Annotated in this window: 17 protein-coding genes; 11 read left to right on the top strand and 6 right to left on the bottom strand. The window is 68.5% G+C overall.

Translation table 11 applies throughout. The features are described 5' to 3' along the window. Nucleotides 1-597, bottom strand: a complete 597-nt coding sequence (locus F5X71_RS16340; protein ID WP_167462737.1) for an Rv1733c family protein — start codon at nt 595-597, stop codon at nt 1-3. Between the two features lie 239 nt (nt 598-836). Between F5X71_RS16340 and F5X71_RS37600 the strand changes: the two genes are divergently transcribed. Further along, the gene (locus F5X71_RS37600) at nt 837-1,703 is read left to right on the top strand and encodes a DUF302 domain-containing protein (protein ID WP_167462736.1); all 867 of its coding nucleotides are present in this window, start codon (nt 837-839) and stop codon (nt 1,701-1,703) included. Between the two features lie 24 nt (nt 1,704-1,727). Here F5X71_RS37600 and F5X71_RS16330 read toward each other — a convergent pair whose 3' ends face one another. Further along, a complete protein-coding gene (locus F5X71_RS16330) occupies nt 1,728-2,714 on the bottom strand; it encodes an Acg family FMN-binding oxidoreductase (protein ID WP_167462735.1) in 987 nt (328 codons plus the stop codon). A 385-nt stretch (nt 2,715-3,099) separates the two neighbouring features. After that, nucleotides 3,100-4,284 (bottom strand): FAD-dependent oxidoreductase, encoded by a 1,185-nt coding sequence (locus F5X71_RS16325; RefSeq protein ID WP_167462734.1) that lies wholly within the window; start codon nt 4,282-4,284, stop codon nt 3,100-3,102. An 85-nt stretch (nt 4,285-4,369) separates the two neighbouring features. Between F5X71_RS16325 and F5X71_RS16320 the strand changes: the two genes are divergently transcribed. Beyond that, nucleotides 4,370-5,026, top strand: a complete 657-nt coding sequence (locus F5X71_RS16320) for a TetR/AcrR family transcriptional regulator (protein ID WP_167462733.1) — start codon at nt 4,370-4,372, stop codon at nt 5,024-5,026. A gap of 135 nt (nt 5,027-5,161) precedes the next feature. On the opposite strand, the gene F5X71_RS36955 is transcribed toward F5X71_RS16320, so the two are convergent. Further along, nucleotides 5,162-5,476, bottom strand: coding sequence for a flagellar filament outer layer protein FlaA (locus F5X71_RS36955; protein WP_275106802.1), 315 nt, complete (start codon nt 5,474-5,476; stop codon nt 5,162-5,164). A 181-nt stretch (nt 5,477-5,657) separates the two neighbouring features. Beyond that, nucleotides 5,658-7,835: a malate synthase G gene (locus F5X71_RS16310; RefSeq protein WP_167462732.1), complete on the bottom strand. Its 2,178-nt coding sequence runs from the start codon at nt 7,833-7,835 to the stop codon at nt 5,658-5,660. 245 nt (nt 7,836-8,080) lie between these two features. Between F5X71_RS16310 and F5X71_RS16305 the strand changes: the two genes are divergently transcribed. The 5 genes from F5X71_RS16305 to F5X71_RS16285 all read left to right on the top strand — a co-directional run bounded on the left by F5X71_RS16305 (nt 8,081) and on the right by F5X71_RS16285 (nt 12,715). Then, complete coding sequence (locus tag F5X71_RS16305) at nt 8,081-8,821, top strand: SDR family NAD(P)-dependent oxidoreductase (RefSeq protein WP_167462731.1); 741 nt, start codon at nt 8,081-8,083, stop codon at nt 8,819-8,821. Next, nucleotides 8,818-9,867, top strand: coding sequence for an alcohol dehydrogenase catalytic domain-containing protein (locus F5X71_RS16300; RefSeq protein WP_167462730.1), 1,050 nt, complete (start codon nt 8,818-8,820; stop codon nt 9,865-9,867). The genes F5X71_RS16305 and F5X71_RS16300 overlap by 4 nt, the downstream gene beginning before the upstream one ends. Beyond that, on the top strand, nt 9,864-10,541 hold the full coding sequence (locus tag F5X71_RS16295; protein ID WP_167462729.1) for a TetR/AcrR family transcriptional regulator: 678 nt from the start codon (nt 9,864-9,866) through the stop codon (nt 10,539-10,541). Before F5X71_RS16300 ends, F5X71_RS16295 begins: the two co-directional genes overlap by 4 nt. Before the next feature lie 2 nt (nt 10,542-10,543). Continuing rightward, the gene (locus tag F5X71_RS16290) at nt 10,544-11,833 is read left to right on the top strand and encodes an acyl-CoA dehydrogenase family protein (protein ID WP_167462728.1); all 1,290 of its coding nucleotides are present in this window, start codon (nt 10,544-10,546) and stop codon (nt 11,831-11,833) included. Nucleotides 11,834-12,184: 351 nt separating this feature from the next. Next, nucleotides 12,185-12,715 (top strand): DM13 domain-containing protein, encoded by a 531-nt coding sequence (locus tag F5X71_RS16285; RefSeq protein WP_167462727.1) that lies wholly within the window; start codon nt 12,185-12,187, stop codon nt 12,713-12,715. A gap of 23 nt (nt 12,716-12,738) precedes the next feature. On the opposite strand, the gene F5X71_RS16280 is transcribed toward F5X71_RS16285, so the two are convergent. Continuing rightward, entirely contained in the window at nt 12,739-13,494 is a 756-nt protein-coding gene (locus tag F5X71_RS16280) for a DeoR/GlpR family DNA-binding transcription regulator (protein ID WP_203218308.1), read from the bottom strand. A gap of 77 nt (nt 13,495-13,571) precedes the next feature. Between F5X71_RS16280 and F5X71_RS16275 the strand changes: the two genes are divergently transcribed. From F5X71_RS16275 to F5X71_RS16260, 4 genes are all read left to right on the top strand, one after another. Then, nucleotides 13,572-14,759 (top strand): MFS transporter, encoded by a 1,188-nt coding sequence (locus F5X71_RS16275; RefSeq protein ID WP_167462725.1) that lies wholly within the window; start codon nt 13,572-13,574, stop codon nt 14,757-14,759. 257 nt (nt 14,760-15,016) lie between these two features. Continuing rightward, nucleotides 15,017-15,562 carry an HNH endonuclease gene (locus F5X71_RS16270; protein ID WP_167462724.1) on the top strand — a complete coding sequence of 182 codons (546 nt, stop codon included), beginning with the start codon at nt 15,017-15,019 and terminating at the stop codon, nt 15,560-15,562. A gap of 25 nt (nt 15,563-15,587) precedes the next feature. Next, complete coding sequence (locus tag F5X71_RS16265; protein WP_167462723.1) at nt 15,588-15,863, top strand: WhiB family transcriptional regulator; 276 nt, start codon at nt 15,588-15,590, stop codon at nt 15,861-15,863. 111 nt (nt 15,864-15,974) lie between these two features. Continuing rightward, on the top strand, nt 15,975-17,645 hold the full coding sequence (locus F5X71_RS16260; protein WP_194250768.1) for a VWA domain-containing protein: 1,671 nt from the start codon (nt 15,975-15,977) through the stop codon (nt 17,643-17,645). Nucleotides 17,646-17,727 lie beyond the last annotated feature (82 nt).

Genomic DNA, 17,727 nt, shown 5'->3' with positions numbered 1-17,727 from the left:
TCAGTCCTTACTGATCGGACGGCTGAACTGCCGCCACTCCTCGGCCCATCGAGCGTCGCGGCGCCGATCCAGCACCCACGCGGTGCCGTGCACCAGGCACCACCCGCACAGCCAGGTGCCGACGAGCACGACGACACCGACGCCGATCCCGGTCAGGACCGCGGCCACGGCTCGCGGTGGCTCGGTGGTCTGCGTGCCGTCCGGTCCGAGCCAGATCGTCACCTGGTCACCGGATTGCCTGCCGCGGTCCACCGGCACGACCGCGGTACTCGGATGTCCCGCGTCGTTCCACTGCGCTCGCGCCCGGTAGTCGTAGGTGGCGATCTCGACCGGGTCCTCTGTGAGTACCGCGGCGACACTGTGTTTCGTGGCTCGCTCGAGGCGGATATGCGCGGCGCTCTCGCTATAGGCGGCCGTGCCGAGCGCACCCGCCACGGGTACGGCGACCAAGACGGCCAGTGTGGCGATGATCCGCACCAGGGCCTCACACCGATCCGATGCGCGCAGCATGGGGTTCGGGCTCCACGGCCGGGTCGACCACCAGCCGATCAGCCGACTCCACGACGCCTGGAGCGGGATGGTCGTGTGCTCCGACATCGCCTTCACCTCGTTTCAGGTCCGGTGCCCTCACCTTCGAGCATGCCGCGCGAAGCCGCGCCGAGGCAGAGAACAAGGTCACCGGCTCAGCGGCCGAGTGGCCCGAATCGTTCGCCGACCGTGCCGAAAGTCCCTGCGCCCGCGTCGGTTCGGCACTATCGGCGCCCCTCGACAGGTGCCTAGCGTCGAGATCGCACGCCGTTCCCCCCGCCGGACCGGCGATCATCGAGGAGCATGCCATGGCGTATCAGATCTCGGTCGACCATTCCACCCCGTACACCGTGCTCGAACTGCGCCGGACCGTGCGCACCGACCAGGCGAGCGACGACATCGGCAGCGGGATGGACGCACTCTACGGGCTCGCCGCCGCGAACGGCCTCACCCCGGTCGGCCCACCGACCACCACCTACATCGGCGAATTCCGGCCCGGCACCATGACCGAGGTCGACTTCGGACTCCCGGTCTCCCCCAATCCGATCGGCGGCGCCAACGAGGAGATGACACTGCGACAGACCGAACCGCAGACCTTCGCTCGCCTCACCCATCGCGGCACCTACCACCTGATCGGGGACGCCTACAACGCCCTCTACGAGTGGCTGCGCGGTTCGCCGTACCAGCAAGCCGGTCCACCTACGGAGGTCTATCTGGTCGCTCCGGACGAAGCGCTGGACCCGCGCGACCTGCTCACCGAGATCCGCCTGCCCATCACCCCCGCCGACCTCGCTGTGCGAGCTCCGGTGCCGTTCGGCGAGGCGGTGCCGATGACGCGTGCCGCGCTCGCGACCCAGGGTTTCGGGATCCTGACCGAAATCGACGTCCGTGCAACACTTCTCACCACGCTTGGCACGGAGATGGAGGACTACCTCATCCTCGGCGCCTGCGATCCGCACCTCGCCCACCAGGCACTCGATATCGATCGGCGGATCGGAAAACTGCTGCCCTGCAACGTTGTTGTCCGCACCGAGGACGAATCCACCGTCATCGAAGCGGCCGACCCCGACCTACTGCTGCGCCCGGACGACCATCCCGGCCTGCGCCCGATCGCCCACGACGCCCGCTCCCGCCTGGCCGCGGCGCTCAGCGCGGTGGCACGTGGCGCCGAGTAGATGCGGCATCGGTCGAGAGCGGATTCAGCTCGTGGAAGTGTCGAAGGGGTCCAGGATGTCGCCGACGGCGCGGCGGGGTGTCGACGGCAACGGTGGCGCACTGGTCGGGATCCAGCCGATTCGGATGATGGCCTGCGGATAGGAGTTGTCCTCGAACACGGCGCGCCGGACATCGTGGCGCAGCTCGGCGATCTCGAGCGGTTCGGTGAGCACACAGGTCGCCAAGCCGACGTTGGTCGCGGTCAGCAACACCGCGCTCAACGCCTCGCCCGCCCGCAGGCGGGACGCCCGGTCGTCGCCCGCCGTGGCGAGCACAAGCAGTTGCGCGTGATCGGGCTCGCGGGCGGGGTCATTGAGTTGCGGGGCAACGAAAGTCCGCGCGGGAAGCTCGTCACCCGCCCGCGCCGTTGGCGCGTTGCGCGCGGGTACGCCCTCGTCGGCACCGTGCCTGCCGCTCCAGCACGCGAGTTCGAATCGGTACTCCGGATTCATCGCATGGCGCACCGCCGCGGCCCGGGTCGCCGTGATCAGCTGTGCGCGTGCGCGATCGGTAGCCTGGCGCAGCAGCGCGCCGAGCGCGGTCGCGCGTTCGGCGGCGAGACCGAGGTATCCGGGCGGGATCGGCCACGCGGTGAAGTTCCTGCGGTCGGTCTGGCGGTGCGAAATGGCGGCGCTCAGCTCGATTTCCGCGGGCGTCGGCCGGTGCCGCAGCAGCTCGATCGAGGCCAGGTGCTCCGGATCGGCCGGATCGGGTAGCCGATGCACCACCGCCGACCATCCCATGGCCGCAAGGGCGACCCGCAGATGATGCAGTGCCGCACCGCAACTGATCACCATGTCGCGCTGATCGGGATCGGTGGCGGGCAGCGCTCGCGCCGGATCGAGGTGCAGACGCACCGACCGGCTACCGATCCGCCAGCGCCACGGCTGCGAATTGTGCACCGACGGCGCCCGCACCGCGAGCGCAAGCGCGGCCTTGACGGTCTCGTCGTCCGGCAGTCCGTGGTCCATGTCGCTACCTCCCGCTCGTCTCGAACCACAGTCCCACCCACAGACGCCGCCGAAGAAGAGCACGATGTCCCCGTTCCACCCCGAAAAGCCCTCGAACCCAGGGACCTTCGGCCGCCCTCCGCAGCGGGATCGAGCGCGAACTCGACCCCGCGTCGACGAGGAGACCGTCCATCGAACCAGGCCGGAGCATTGGGCGACTACCTCCGCGCCACCGTCACCCATCGGCCGCAGTGGTGGGCGAGCTGTTCACCTCGTTCCGCCGCCGTCGAGGACACCTACGGTCGCGTCCTGCGCCGGCTGATACCGCCGCGGGGCTACCCGACCCAACGATCCGCGCCAGATTTCGGACTGTAAAGCCTGCACGCGACCATGTCCAGCTGCCTTGCTAAACGGTTTCGCCGAACATCTGGACTGCCAATTGCAGTGAGCTGTCGATGGTGTCGAAGCCGCGCGGGAGCATGATGTTTTCGTACGCGGCGACCGCATCGATGAGCGACTGCTCGCCACGCGCGGCGGACAGCAGTTCCCCGGCGAGAGTGGCGGCGTCCTGCAAGGCGGTGTTCGCGCCTACGCCACCGAACGGCGGCATGGTGTGGATCGCGTCGCCGAGCAGGGTGACCGGGCCGGACCGCCATGCTTCGACGCGCTCGCCGGCGCGCATCGTGATCGGAAAGAAGGTTTCCGGGTCGGCGTGTGTGAACAGTTCTCTGAACCGCGGGTGCCAGTCGCGCACCGCGTTCGCGGCAATCTCGCCGAGTCGCTGCGCTGGGTGGTCGAACAACTGCTCGTCGGTCACCCCGAGACGTTCGGGCGTCGCGAGCAGGGTGACCATCAGGTAGTCCGCGATCCCGTCGGGCCGGGAGCGGAACCGCACCGGCGCGAATCCGGCACCGCACCCGGTGTCGTCGGCGATCCAATTGAAACCGTGCCTGATCGGCTCCGGGATGAGTGCCTCGGTCTTCTCGGTGAGCGTCATCCTGCCGTAGACACACCGGGTGCCCAGGTCTTTCACGTCGGCCTGCGGAAGCAATTGCCTGCGTACGGCCGAGCCGATTCCGTCCGCGCCGACCAGCAGGTCCCCCTCGTCGGCGCCGCCCTCGGCGAACTCGACCCGTACCCGGCCCGATCCGGTGACCCGGTAACCGGCCACGGTCGTTCCGAACCAGACGGCGTCGTCCAATCCGGTGAGCAGGGCCCGCCGGAACGCGTTGCGGTCGACGCAGGTGATCAGCTCGTCGGTGACGCCGGGGAAATGGCGTGTCATCACCTCGCGCAACCAGTGGGTGTAGCTGCCGAGCGTATCGTCGTTGGCCCCGCTGGTGTCGCGCACCAGGTCGAACGTCTCCGCCGACAGGCAGAACCGCAGTGCGGCATTGCCGTTCGCGTCGATGTGAATCCGATAGCCTTGCTCGCGCGTTGTCGGCGTGGCGTCCTGTTCGTACACCACGACTTCGATCCCGTTGTGGCGCAACGCGTGCGCGAGCGTCAACCCGCCCACGCCACCACCGGCGATGAGCACCCGCCGCGTATCTGATATGCCGTTGTCCTTCCTTGTTCGCGACCCGGTCACGCCGCGTCACCACGTCAGATTCATTCATCCGTCTAATATTGTCAACCATTCATTTGATTAACTCCGCTGTGTGTATGATTCATGCATGCCGTCATCGAAACCCCGCAGGTCGCCCAAGCCTCCGGACCGGCAGCGCGATCCCGAGCGCACCCGCAAGCTGATCCTGGACGCGGCATCGGCCGAGTTCGGCGCGCACGGGTACGCGGGCGCCCGGATCAGCGCGATCGCGAACCGGGCCGGCGTCAACCAGCAACTGATCTCGTACTACTTCGACGGCAAAGAGGGCCTCTATCAGGCCATGTCGCAGCAGTGGCAGCAGCGGCGGCGCGAGCTGACACCGCCGGGCACCCCCTTGCCCGAGCAGCTGCGCCAGCAAGCGCTGGAAGCGCTGGTCAACCCGGACGGCGTCCGGTTGCTGGCATGGAGCGGACTGGAATACACCGGCCCCGACAGCGATCCCGACCACGCCTCGCGCGCCACACTGCTGCAGGACAGCGTCTCCGAGCTACGCGCACTACAAGCGGCGAATCGACTCCCGGCCGAAATGGACCCGCACTGCCTGCTGGTCATGCTGATGGCCGCCGCGATGGCGCCCACCACGCTGCCGCACGTCATCGACGGCGTATGCGGAGTCGATCCCAAGTCCCCCGAATTCATCCGCCACTTCGCCGACCAGATGGCCATCCTCGCCCAGCACATCGGCCTCGAACCGCCTGGACGCGACGGCCCGGAGCAACACTAAGGGCCGATCGCGCCCGCGGCGTCGAATCACCGCCGCAGCGGCAGGGGCACCCCAGGCACGCGACGGGCAGAAAACGACGATGGCCGAACGCCCACGCAACGGCGGTCGCGGACCGACGCCCGGCGACATCATCGACTATGCGTTCCAGAGTTCGTTGACCTTGTCGGGATCGAGCAGGTCAACGCGGTCGTACGTCTGCGGCACTCCGGCCAAGGCGGTGATCTCGTCGAAGTAGATCTGGAAATCGTGGGCCCGTTCTGACGGGGCAGTCCGGACGACGAACCTGGCAAGGGACAGCGCCTCGACGATGCTCGGAATGTTGACGGTGAGGTGTCGCCAGCCCAAATACTCGAGCGAGCCAAACGGAATCGTATGAACCTTGCCGTTCGAAGCGACGAGCTGAGCCTCGAGTGTGTAGCTGTAGTTCGAGCCCCAGACCCAGACTCTGATGGTCCGTGTCGAATCGGGCAGGGCGAGCGGTTCTGCGGGCGCTATCTCGAAGTAGTTGTACCCGGGATATTCGCCCTCACATCACCAACCATGCGGAAAGGCCCCGCGCTGGATGTCTCCAGTGCGGGGCCTCGAGCTGAAAAGAGCTGCTATAAGCTGCTTTTCACATGTCGAACAGCGCCTACTTGCAGGCCGCCTTGGCTTCGCGGCGGCGACGGTGCAGGATGGGCTCGGTGTAGCCGTTGGGCTGCTTGGCGCCTTCGAGGATTAGTTCCTTGGCGGCCTGGAAGGCGATGCTGCCTGCGAAGTCCGGTGCCAGCGGCCGGTAGTTGCGGTCGCCCGCGTTCTGCCGGTCCACGATCGGGGCCATCCGCTCCAGGCTGGCCACCACCTCGTCGGCGGTGACGATGCCGTGGCGCAGCCAGTTCGCCATCAGCTGGCTGGAAATGCGCAGGGTGGCACGGTCTTCCATGAGCGCGACGTCCTCGATGTCGGGCACCTTGGAGCAGCCGACGCCCTGATCGATCCAGCGCACCACGTAGCCGAGGATCGACTGCGAGTTGTTGTCGAGTTCCTGCCGCTTCTCCTCGGCCGACCAGTTCGGCGCCGCCGCGAGCGGGATCTCCAGGATCTCGTCGACGGTGGCACGCGGGCCGCCCTTCAGGATCTCCTGCTGCCGGTCGAGCACATTGACCTGGTGGTAGTGCGTCGCGTGCAGGGTGGCCGCGGTCGGCGAGGGCACCCACGCGGTGTTCGCGCCCGCCTTCGGGTGACCGATCTTCTGCACCAGCATGTCGGCCATCAGGTCCGGCATGGCCCACATGCCCTTGCCGATCTGCGCCTTACCCGGCAGGCCGGTGGCCAGGCCGGTGTCGACGTTCCAGTCCTCGTAGGACTTGATCCACTGCTGGGCCTTCATCTCGGCCTTGCGGACCATCGGCCCGGCCGCCATGGAGGTGTGGATCTCGTCGCCGGTGCGGTCGAGGAAGCCGGTGTTGATGAACACCACACGCTCGGCGGCGGCCTGAATGCAGGCCTTGAGATTCACCGTGGTGCGGCGCTCCTCGTCCATGATGCCGACCTTGAGGGTGTTGCGCGGCAGGCCGAGCACGTCCTCGATGCGGCCGAACAGCTCGTTGGTGAACGCGACCTCGTCGGGGCCGTGCATCTTCGGCTTCACGATGTAGACCGAGCCGGTGCGGCTGTTCTTCAGCACCGTGTCCCCGCGCAGCGAGTGCGTCGCGATGAGCGAGGTGACCAGGCCGTCGAGAATGCCCTCCGGCACCTCGTTGCCCGCGGCGTCGAGGATGGCGTCGCTGGTCATCAGGTGACCGACGTTGCGCACGAACAGCAGCGAACGACCGTGCAGCACAAGCTCGCCGCCGTCGAGCGCGGTGTAGACGCGGTCCGGGTTCATGGTGCGGGTGAAGGTCTTGTCGCCCTTGCTCACCTGCTCGCTGAGATCGCCCTTCATCAGGCCGAGCCAGTTGTGGTAGCAGAGCACCTTGTCCTCGGCGTCCACCGCGGCGACCGAGTCCTCGAAGTCCATGATCGTGGTGACCGCGGACTCGAGCACCAGATCCTTCACACCCGCGGTATCGGTGCTGCCGATCGGCGAGCTCGCGTCGATCTGGATCTCGATGTGCAGCCCGTTGTGCTTCAGCAGCACCGAGGTCGGCGCGTCCGGCTCGCCGAGGTAACCGACCAACTGCGACGGATCGGCCAGACCGATCTCGGTGCCGTCCTCCAGGCCGACCTCGAGTTCACCGTCGACGATCTTGTACGAGGTGGAGCCGATGTGCGAGCCGGTGATCAGGGTCGCGGCGTCGTCGAGGAAGTTACGCGCCCACTCGATGACCTTGTCGCCGCGAACCTTGTTGTAGCTGTTGCCCTTCTCCGCGCCGTTCGCCTCGGAGATGGCGTCGGTGCCGTAGAGCGCGTCGTAGAGCGAGCCCCAGCGCGCGTTGGCCGCGTTGATGGCGAAGCGCGCGTTCATCACCGGCACCACGAGCTGCGGGCCCGCCGTGGTGGCGATCTCGTCGTCCACGTTCTGCGTGCTGATCTGGAAATCGGCGGGCTCGGGGCGCAGGTAGCCGATCTCGGTCAGGAAGTTCTTGTAGGCGGCCTTGTCGTAGTTCGCGCCGGGGTGCTCGGCGTGCCAGGCGTCCACCTTGCCCTGGATCTCGTCGCGTTCGGCGAGCAAGGCGCGGTTGCGCGGCGCGAGGTCGTTGATGACCTGCTCGGCACCGGCCCAGAACGCGGCGGAATCTACGCCGGTTCCGGGCAGCGCCTCGTTCTCGATGAACTCATGGAGAACGCTGGCCACCTGAAGCCCGCCGACCTGAATCCGCTCTGTCATCTACTGCCTCACTTCTGAGAAAGCCGGGTGGGAAAAGACGCATCCATGTTACCCGTGGGTAGTGATACCACCCTGTTCCGGGTCGAACGTGACGTCTCGCCGATATGTTCCGGCGCGCCGAGGAAGCGGGGTAAATCACTCGGCGCGGCACAGCGTGTCGGCGGTCGGCCGAACATGCCCTTGATTGTATCGGCCACGCAATTTAATGTACTGATCGGAACATTTTCTGATCGGCGGGAGAGTGTGTGTCGCTCACGGACAAGGTCGTCGTGGTCACCGGCGGCAGCCGGGGACTGGGTAAAGAGATGGTGCTCGCGTTCGCGGCGGCGGGCGCGGACGTGGTGATCGCCAGCCGCAAGCTCGACGGCTGTGTCGCACTGGCCGAGCAGGTGCGCGACGAGCACGGCAGGCGGGCGCTGCCGGTGGCGTGCAACGTGAGCGATTGGTCGCAGTGCGACGCACTGGTGGAGACGGTCTACGACGCCTTCGACCGGGTCGACGTCCTGGTGAACAACGCCGGGCTCTCGCCCCTCTACCCGAGTCCCGACCAGGTGTCGGAGGCGCTGTTCGACAAGGTGATCGGCGTGAATCTCAAAGGGCCGTTTCGCCTTTCGGCGCTGATCGGGACCAGGATGGCGGCCGACGGCGGCGGCTCGATCATCAACATCTCCTCGATCGAGGCGAGCAGGCCCGCGCCGCACGCGCTCCCCTACGCGGCGGCCAAGGCCGGATTGAACGCGCTCACGGTGGGTCTCGCGCACACCTTCGGTCCGACGGTGCGGGTCAACACGATTCAGCCCGGCGCGTTCGCGACCGACATCGCCAAGGCCTGGACGCCCGAGATCCGCGCGGCGGTGAGCTCGGTCAACGCGCAGCGGAGGGTGGGACAGCCCAACGAGATCGTCGGCGCCGCTTTGTTCTTCGCGGGCGCGGACTCCGCCTTCTGCACCGGCGCCACCCTCGCCGTGGACGGCGGCTGGCGATGAAGGCGCTGACGTACCAAGGCCCGCGCGAGATCTCCTATGCCGAGGTGCCCGACCCGGTGCTCACCGGGCCGGACGGCGCGATCGTCCGGGTCACCGCCAGCGGCATCTGCGGCAGCGACCTGCACATCTATTCCGGACACGGGTTCAGCGACGGGGTCGGCTACAGCGTCGGACACGAGGCGGTCGGCGAGATCGTCGAGGTCGGGCCCGAGGTCCGCGGCCTCGCGGTCGGTGACCGGGTGCTCGTCGCCGCCTCCGCGGGCTGCGCTCGGTGCGCCCAGTGCCGGATCGGCGTCGTCGCGGCGTGCGAGCGCACGCCCGCGGCGGTGGACGCCTGCTATGGACTCGGCGGCGCGCTCCCGGGCGGTCAAGCCGAGTACCTGGCCGTCGCGCACGCCGAAGGCAATGTGGTGCGCCTGCCCGCCGAGGTCGGCGACCAGGCCGCGGTGGTGCTCACCGACAACGCGCCGACCGCCTGGTACGGCGCGCGCCGGGCCAGGATCGCACCCGGCGATTCCGTGGTGGTCATCGGGCTCGGCCCGGTCGGACTGATGGCCGTCCAGTCCGCGTTCGCGATGGGCGCGGCCCGCGTACTCGGCGTCGATCTCATCGCGGAACGGCGCGCGCGGGCCGCCGCGCTCGGCGCCGAACCGGTCGAGGCCGCCGATCCCAAGCTCGCCATCCGCGACATGCTCGGCGGCGGCGCGGATGTCGCGATCGAGGCGGTCGGGGCCGATGCCACCATCAAGCTCGCGATCAGTGCGGTCGGGCATCGCGGGCGGGTCAGCGTGATCGGCGTCAGCCAGAACCGGGCTTACCCTTTCCATATGCCGTTGGCACAGATCAAGGAGCTGGAGTTCCATATCGGCCTGTGCTCGATCCAATACGAGCTGCCCACCCTGCTGCGGCTCACCGCCGCCGGACGGCTCCGGCCCGAGGCCGTCATCACCCATGCGCTGCCGATGTCCGACGGCGCGAACGCCTACCGGCTCTTCGCCGAACGTACCGAGGGCGTGAGCAAGGTCGTGCTGGATCCGACGCGATGAGCACCGCGTCGCGCGACCGGGCGACGTCGGACGCCGACGTCGCGCCCGCTCGTCGGCGCGGCCGGCCGCCCGCCTCCGCCGCCACCGCGGGCGACACTCGCGCGCGTATTCTGCGCGCGGCGCGGGAGCTGTTCGCGGAGAAGGGCTTCCACGGCACCGGCGTCGCGGAGATCGGCGACCGCGCCGATGTGCAACGCGGTGCGCTGTACTACCACATCGGCTCCAAAGAGGAACTGCTCTGGCAGATCCTGCACGACTACATCCAGCTGATGCTGGTGGAGGCCGAACAGATCGTCGCGAGCGAGGACGATCCGATCGCCAAGCTGCGCGGGCTAATCCACAGCCACGTCCGGCTGATCATCGAACACCGCAGCGAGGTCGCGATCCAGCTGCGCGACGTCACCGCGCTCACCGGCGAACGCGCCGCCCAACTGCAAGACCTGCGCGATCGGGTACAGCAGTGCTGGCAGCGGGTGATCGACACCGGTCACGCCGCCGGCCTGCTGCGCACCGACGACCACGTGGTCACCAACAGCGTGCTCGGCATGCTCAACATGGTGACCTTCTGGTACCGCCCACACGGCGAACACTCCCCCACCGAGATCGCCGACATTCTCGCGACCACGTTCCTCGACGGCGTGGTGACCACCACCGAACCGCACACGAAAGGCTGACCATGGCTTGGGATTTCGAAACCGACCCGGACTTCCAGAAGAAGCTGGACTGGGCGGCGGAATTCGTCCGCACCGAGGTCGAGCCGCTCGACGCGCTCTACCCGAATCCGTACGACCGCACCAACAAAGAGGCCATGGCGCTGATGCGGCCGTTGAAGGAGCAGGTCAAGGAGCAAGGGCTGTGGGCCTGCCACCTCGGCCCCGAACTCGGCGGCCAGGGCTACGGGCAGATGAAGCTCGCGCTGCTCAACGAGGTGCTCGGCACCTCGTTCTGGGCGCCGTCGGTATTCGGTTGCCAGGCACCGGATTCCGGCAACGCCGAGATCCTCGCGCACTACGGCACCGAGCAGCAGAAGGCGAAATACCTGGCGCCGCTGCTGGCCGGTGACATCGGCTCCTGTTACGTGATGACCGAGCCCACCGGCGGCTCGGACCCGACGACGTTCAAGACCCGGGCGGTGCGCGACGGCGACCACTGGGTGATCAACGGCGAGAAGTGGTTCAACTCGAACGCGCAGTTCGCCAGCTTCCACATCGTCATGGTGGTCACCAATCCGGATGTCAGCCCGTACCAGGGCATGTCGATGTTCATCGTGCCCGCAGACACCCCCGGCCTGGAGATCGTCAAGAACTTCCACGTGCACGGCTTCAGCGAGCACGAGGGACACCTGCGGTTCACCGACGTCCGCGTGCCCGCCGATCATCTGCTCGGCGCGGAGGGCCAGGGCTTCATCGTCGCGCAGACCCGCCTCGGCGGCGGCCGGGTGCATCATGCGATGCGCACGGTCGCCCTGGTACGCAAGGCTTTCGACATGATGGCCGAGCGCGCCGTGTCCCGCCCGATGCGCAAGGGCCCGCTGGCCACCCTGCAGATGACCCAGGAACGCATCGCGGACAGCTGGATCGAGATGGAACAGTTCCGGCTGCTCGTGCTGCGCACCGCGTGGCGGATCGATAAGGAACAGGACTATCTCAAAGTGCGCAAGGACATCGCCGCCATCAAGGTCGCGATGCCGAAGGTGATGCACGACATCGCCCAGCGCGCGCTGCACCTGCACGGCGCCATCGGCGTCAGCACCGATCTGCCGTTCGTCGACATGATGAACTACGCCGAGGTGATGGCGATCGCCGACGGACCCACCGAGGTCCACAAGATCACCCTGGCCAAGGAGGTCCTGAAGACCTACGAACCCGGCGACCCGGTCTACCCCAGCGGCTACCGTCCCACACTGCGGGAGAAAGCCCGCGAGCACGTGGCCCAGCGCCTGGAACACATCGTCGGCAACCTCTGACCCGAACGCGGGCCCGCGTACCGACCTGGGTTCGACAGGTCGGCACGCGGGCACACCCGGTCCTTCCGGCACGAGATGAAGCGCGCGTGAGGAATTCGTCCGGATAGCCGCGGTCGGCGTCGCGGATCGGCGCATCGGGTCCCATGACGATCCAGCACCGGTGGTGCGATCGGTGCACCGAACGGCGAAAACCTGACGTTTGCCAAGCGGCGCGCGACGTCCAGGCGGGTATGCGTCCGCCACGCCGTCAGCATTTCGTCACAGTTGGTCACCTGGCGTTATGCGGTTCGCGGCAGGGCGTCAGGTGTTCAATGAACGCAACGCCTTTCGCGTGCCACCCGGAGGAGAGACATGGTTTCCGTACGCAAGATCGCCCGATCCCGGATCACCTGGGCCGTCGGCGTGCTACTGGTGATCGCGCTCGGGGTCGGCTTGGCGGCGTTCCAGCCGTGGCGGCTGTTCACCAATACCACCGTGGACGAGGCCGCGCCCACGGTCGCCGCGCCTGGTGCAGGCGACGCACCGCAGCCGCGCGCCCTCGCACGCGGCAGCTTCGTCTCGCACGAGCACACCACCTCGGGCACCGTGGTGATCCTGGAACTGCCCGACGGCGGCCGAGTGCTGCGACTCGAGGATCTCGACACCTCAGACGGGCCCGACCTGCACGTCTGGCTCACCGACGCGCCGGTCATCGAGGGCCGCGCCGGCTGGTTCGTCTTCGACGACGGCGCGCACACCGACCTGGGCAGCCTCAAAGGCAACCGGGGCAGCCAGAACTACCCCCTCGCCCCCGACACCGACCTCAGCACGCTGACCAGCGTCACCATCTGGTGCGACCGTTTCAACGTTTCCTTCGGCGCCGCCGAGCTGCGCGCGCCCTGAAGCCGGACAACGGCTTTCCCGGCTCAGACCGTCAAAACCGTTGCGCCCGTGGCTCGCAGCGCGTCCGCATCCTCCGGCGCCGCGTCGCGGTCGGTCACGACGGCGTGCAGCGCGGCGGCCGGGGCGGCCACGGCCAGGGCCGTCCGGGAGAGTTTGGCCGACTCGGTGACCGCGATGACGCGCCGGGACGAGGCGATCGCGGCGCGTTTCACCGCGGCGTCGTCGAGGTCGTGGGCGGTCAGGCCGTCGGCCGCGCTCAGGCCGCAGCAGCCGATCACGGCGGTGTCGAAGCGAATGGCGGCCAGCGACGCGAGCGTCAACGGGCCGGTCAGAGCCAGCTCGCCGGGGCGTGGCCTGCCGCCGGGGACCAACAAGGTCACGGTGGGCGCCGCCGACAGCGCGTCGACCGCCCGCAGCGACAACGGCATCACCGTGAGCCGTCGGCTCGCCAGCAGGTGCGCCACCTCGACGCAGGTGGTCCCGCTGTCGAGGACCACGGACTCACCGTCGGCGATCATCTCGGCGACCGCGGCGGCCAGCCGCCGTTTGGTCTCGATCCCCTCGCGCACCCGCAACGCGTACGGCGGTTCCTCGCCGCGCAACAGCAGGCTCCTGGCACCGCCACGGTAACGCTCCAGCACACCCTGACCCGCCAGTGTCTCCAGGTCACGCCGGATGGTCATCTCCGAGGCACCCGTGAGTTCGGCCAACTCGGCGACGCCGAGACTGCCCGCCGCACGCACGGCATCGGCGATCCGTGCAAGTCGATCTGTGCTCACCACTCGGCAATACAAACATCTCGTGTGTTCACAAGTCAATCTTTCGAACATTCATCATGTTCGTTATGTTCGTTTCTATGCAACGACCGCTGCGCGCCGCGCGACTGGCCACCTTCGCCTACTTCGCGCTGAACGGATTCCTGATGGGCATGTGGGTCGTCCACATCCCCGCGATCGAACATCGGACCGGCATCAGCCACGCGACGCTCGGCTGGTTGCTCCTGCTGCTCGGCGCGGGGGCCTTCGCGGGTATGCAGATCGCGGGCCCGCTCGCCGACCGATTCGGCGCCCGTCTCGTCGTCGCGGCGGGCGCCGCACTGTGCGCGCTCGCACTGGTGCCACCCGCACTGGCCACCGACGGCCTGCTGCTGGGCGCAGCCTTGTTCGGTCTCGGCCTCGGCAACGGCTGGCTCGACGTCGCGATGAACGCACACGCCGTCCAGGTCGAGCACGGCTATCGGCGCGCGGTGATGTCCGCGTTCCACTCCACCTTCTCGCTGGGCGGCGTGCTCGCCGCGCTGATCGGCGCCCGCACGCTCAGTTGGGGTTGGCCACCCGCCACCACGCTCACCGTCGCGGCAGTGCTCGGGCTCGCCGTCGCACTCGCCGCGGCACCGGCCCTGCTTCGTACCGAAACCACAAGCACAGCAGACACTTCCGCGAAGAGCGGCGGATACCGAGCGAGTCGGCGCATCTGGCTGCTCGCCGCACTCGCGTTCCTGCTCATGCTCTGCGAAGGCGTCGCCAACGACTGGAGCACGCTGCACCTGCGCGACGTACTGTCCGCGACACCGGCCACCGCCGCGCTCGCCTACGGCGCCTTCGCCACCGCGATGACCGTAGGTCGCCTGCTCGCCGATCGGCTGAGCACCCGGTTCGGGCCGGTCGCCATCCTGCGCTACGGCGCGGCGAGCGCCGCGCTCGGCCTGGCCACCGCCGCGCTCGCACCATGGATTCCGCTCGCGCTCGTCGGCTGGGCCGTGTTCGGCGCGGGCATGTCCGGGTGCGTGCCGCAGCTGTTCAGCGCCGCGGGCCACGCGGACCGAAACGCGGTGGGCGCCACCGTCGCCCGCGTCGCAGGCATCGGATACCTCGGCATGCTCGCCGGTCCCGCCGTCATCGGACCGCTCACCCACTTCGCGGCATTGAACGTGGTGTTCTTCCTACCCATTGCCTTCTGTGTGCTCACCGCGGCCACCGCCGGCATCCTGCGCACCCCGCGGGTCGCCGCCGACACGAGCGCGCCCCTTCCGCGCGCCGCCTGAACCGGGCCGCCGAAAAATGAGCCGACAGCGGTAGGCCCGTTATGTCACCATGGGATTCGATGATCACCGAACACACCGGTGACGCCGAGCAGGTGGAAAGGAGGAGGTGGCGAATGCGCTCGAACAAACCGTATGCCGAAGCGGCCCAGCGCTTGTCGACCGTGCGACCGGATTGCGACAACAGCCGCCTCCAGGGCGGTCGCTGACCGCCGACTTCCGCCACATCGCTCGACTTCTTCCGAAACATGGTGATTCCCATGCCCTTCCGTCATGCCGCCGACCCGGTGGCGATCACTGCCGACAACTGGATACACACCGGTGTGCTGGTCCTCAATGCCTCCTACGAGGCGCTCGACGAGATCAGCGCGGACCGGGCCGTCGTGCTGCTCATGGCGGGCACCGCGGAGTCGATCGCGGACCGGGCACCGCATTTCACCATCCGGTCCCAGCACGTCGAGGTCCTGCTGCCGCAGACCATTCGGCTGCTGCGCTACGTCTACCTCGACCACAGCACCCGAATACACGACGACAGCCGCGCCACCTGGGCGGGCGTGCTGCGCCGGGACAGCCACCGGTGCGGCTACTGCGCCGCATGGGCGGGCACCGTCGACCACATCCGCCCGCGCAGCCGGGGCGGCCCGAACACCTGGAGCAATCTCGTCGCCTGCTGCGGACCGTGCAATTCGAGCAAGGCCGACCGCACGCCCGAGGAGGCGGGCATGCGGCTGCTCTGGGTGCCGAAGGCGCCCGACCACCGGGCCAAGCAGCAACGACAAATCTGGAAGCAGCTCGCACGGACCTGACGCACCGAGAAAGGAGACCATCACGATGACCGTCCACACCGACACCGCCGCCGTCGTGCAGCTGACCCTGGCGGAGCTGCTCCCGCTCTCGGACTCCGGTCAGTGGCATCGGGCCGCCTGCCGCGGCGACCCGCAGCATGAGGCGTGGTTCCCCTACCCGTCGCAGGACTTCGACTACGCGCGCGGGATCTGCGCGGGGTGCCCCATCCGCGGCGCCTGCGGCGAATTCGCCGCGCGCACCGGGCAGTCCGGCGTCTGGGGTGGCCACGAGTTCGACCGCGGGCGGATGATCCGTCCCTGACCACCGGCGTCGTGCCCGCCGCGGGCACGACGCCGGCCGTTTCGACACGGCACGCCGAACAGCGCAGACTCGCCGGGCCCGCAAACCGCAGGTGAACATACACTGTGCTCCGTGGGCACTCATCGCAGCGGAACCAGGTCCCGGGGCGTCAGTAAAGGTCCGGTCCTCGCGGTGGTGGCCATCGTGCTACTGATCGCGGGCGTCTTCGGCTGGTTCCAGTTACGAGATCGCGCGGCGGACGAGGACAGCGCCGCCGCGGCCGCATGCGTCTCCGGCGACGCGACGCTATACGTGACCGTCGATCCGGATATCGCACCGCAGGTCAGGGCCGCCGCGGACCGCTACAACGCGACCCGGCCGAAGGTGCGCGACCACTGCGCCCAGGTGTCGGTCACCACCCAGCCCTCCGCGTCGGTCGTCGCCGCCTTCACCAGTGGCAAGCCGTGGGATCAGAACCTCGGCCCGCAACCGGTGCTGTGGATCCCGGACTCGTCGCGCTCCATCGAGGCGATGCGCGTTCCCGGACTCATCGAGGGCACGCCCGCACCGATCGCGCAGAGCCCGATCGTGCTCGCGGTGCCAGACGAATTGCGCGGCGCGCTCGAAGAAGCCAAAACCTCGTGGTCGGATCTGCCACGGCTGCAACAGGGTTCGCTCGCCGACATCGGCCTGTCCGGCTGGGGCGGGCTGCGGATGGCGCTGCCGCCGGGCGACGCCACGCTCGCCGCGGCCGTCGCGGTCGGCTCCGCGGTCTCGGGCGCCGACCCGCTCACCGACCAGACCGCGCAGTCCGGCCAGGTCATCTCGGCGATCTCCGGGCTCGCCGCCGAGGCGCCCGAGGTACCCGACACCGCCGCCGCCTTCACCGCGCTGGCCGGCGCGCCGAAGGACGCCGCCGTGCACGCGGTCGCCACCACCGAACAACAGGTCAAAAGCCAACCCGGACTTGCCGTTTACCGTCCCACCGGCGCCGCGCCGGTCGCCGACCATCCGGCCGCCCTGATGTCCGGGCCGTGGGTCGACAAGACGCAGAACCTGATCGGCGGCCTCTTCGCCGACTTCCTACGTACTCCGGAATCCGCCAATACCTTCGCCGCGGCCGGATTCACGCCCGCGCCGCCCACCGCCGCACCCGCGCCGTCGCGCGCCGTGCTGGACAAGGTCGCCGCCACCCTCGCCAACCCGGTACTCGGCGTGCAATCCACTGTGCTGGTCGATGTCTCGGCCTCGATGTCGAACACCGACGGCTCGACCACCCGGCTCGCCAATGTGCTCGCCGCGCTCAACTCCACGATGACGGTGATGCCGCCCGACTTCGGCCTCGGCATCTGGACCTTCGGCAAGAACCTCGACGACACCAAGCCCTACAAGGTGCAGGCCGCCACCGCCCCGCTCACCGACGCCCAGCGCACGAAGATCAGCAACGCGCTCAGCGCCGTCAAAGCGACCGACGTGCGACCCGACCAGGCCTACCCCGCGCTCATCGCGGCCTATAAGAACGCGGTCGCCGAATACGCGGCGGGACGGACCAATTCGATCCTGCTCATCACCGACGGACCCGACGACGACTCCTCGGTCACCGGCGCGAAACTCGCCGCCGATATCGCCGCAGCGATCGACAAGACGCACCCGGTGCGGGTGGACATCATTGTGATCGGCGGACCGGGCACCGAAACGCTGAAGAGCATCTCCGAACAGACCGGGGGCACCTACACCCGGCTGGCCACCTCCGACGACCTCACCTTCGCCTCGACCGTCGTGCAGTCGCTGACGACGCCGTAAACGCCACCGCCGCACCACTTCCGGTCCGATTCGCCCGCACCGCAGCACCCGAACAGGTGCGCGGCAACGGCGCGACGGAGCA

This window comes from Nocardia brasiliensis (genome assembly GCF_011801125.1).
GTDB lineage: Bacteria > Actinomycetota > Actinomycetes > Mycobacteriales > Mycobacteriaceae > Nocardia > Nocardia brasiliensis_C.
The sequence above is the reverse complement of the archived record's forward strand: the minus strand, read 5'-3'. Positions and strand labels throughout refer to the sequence as shown.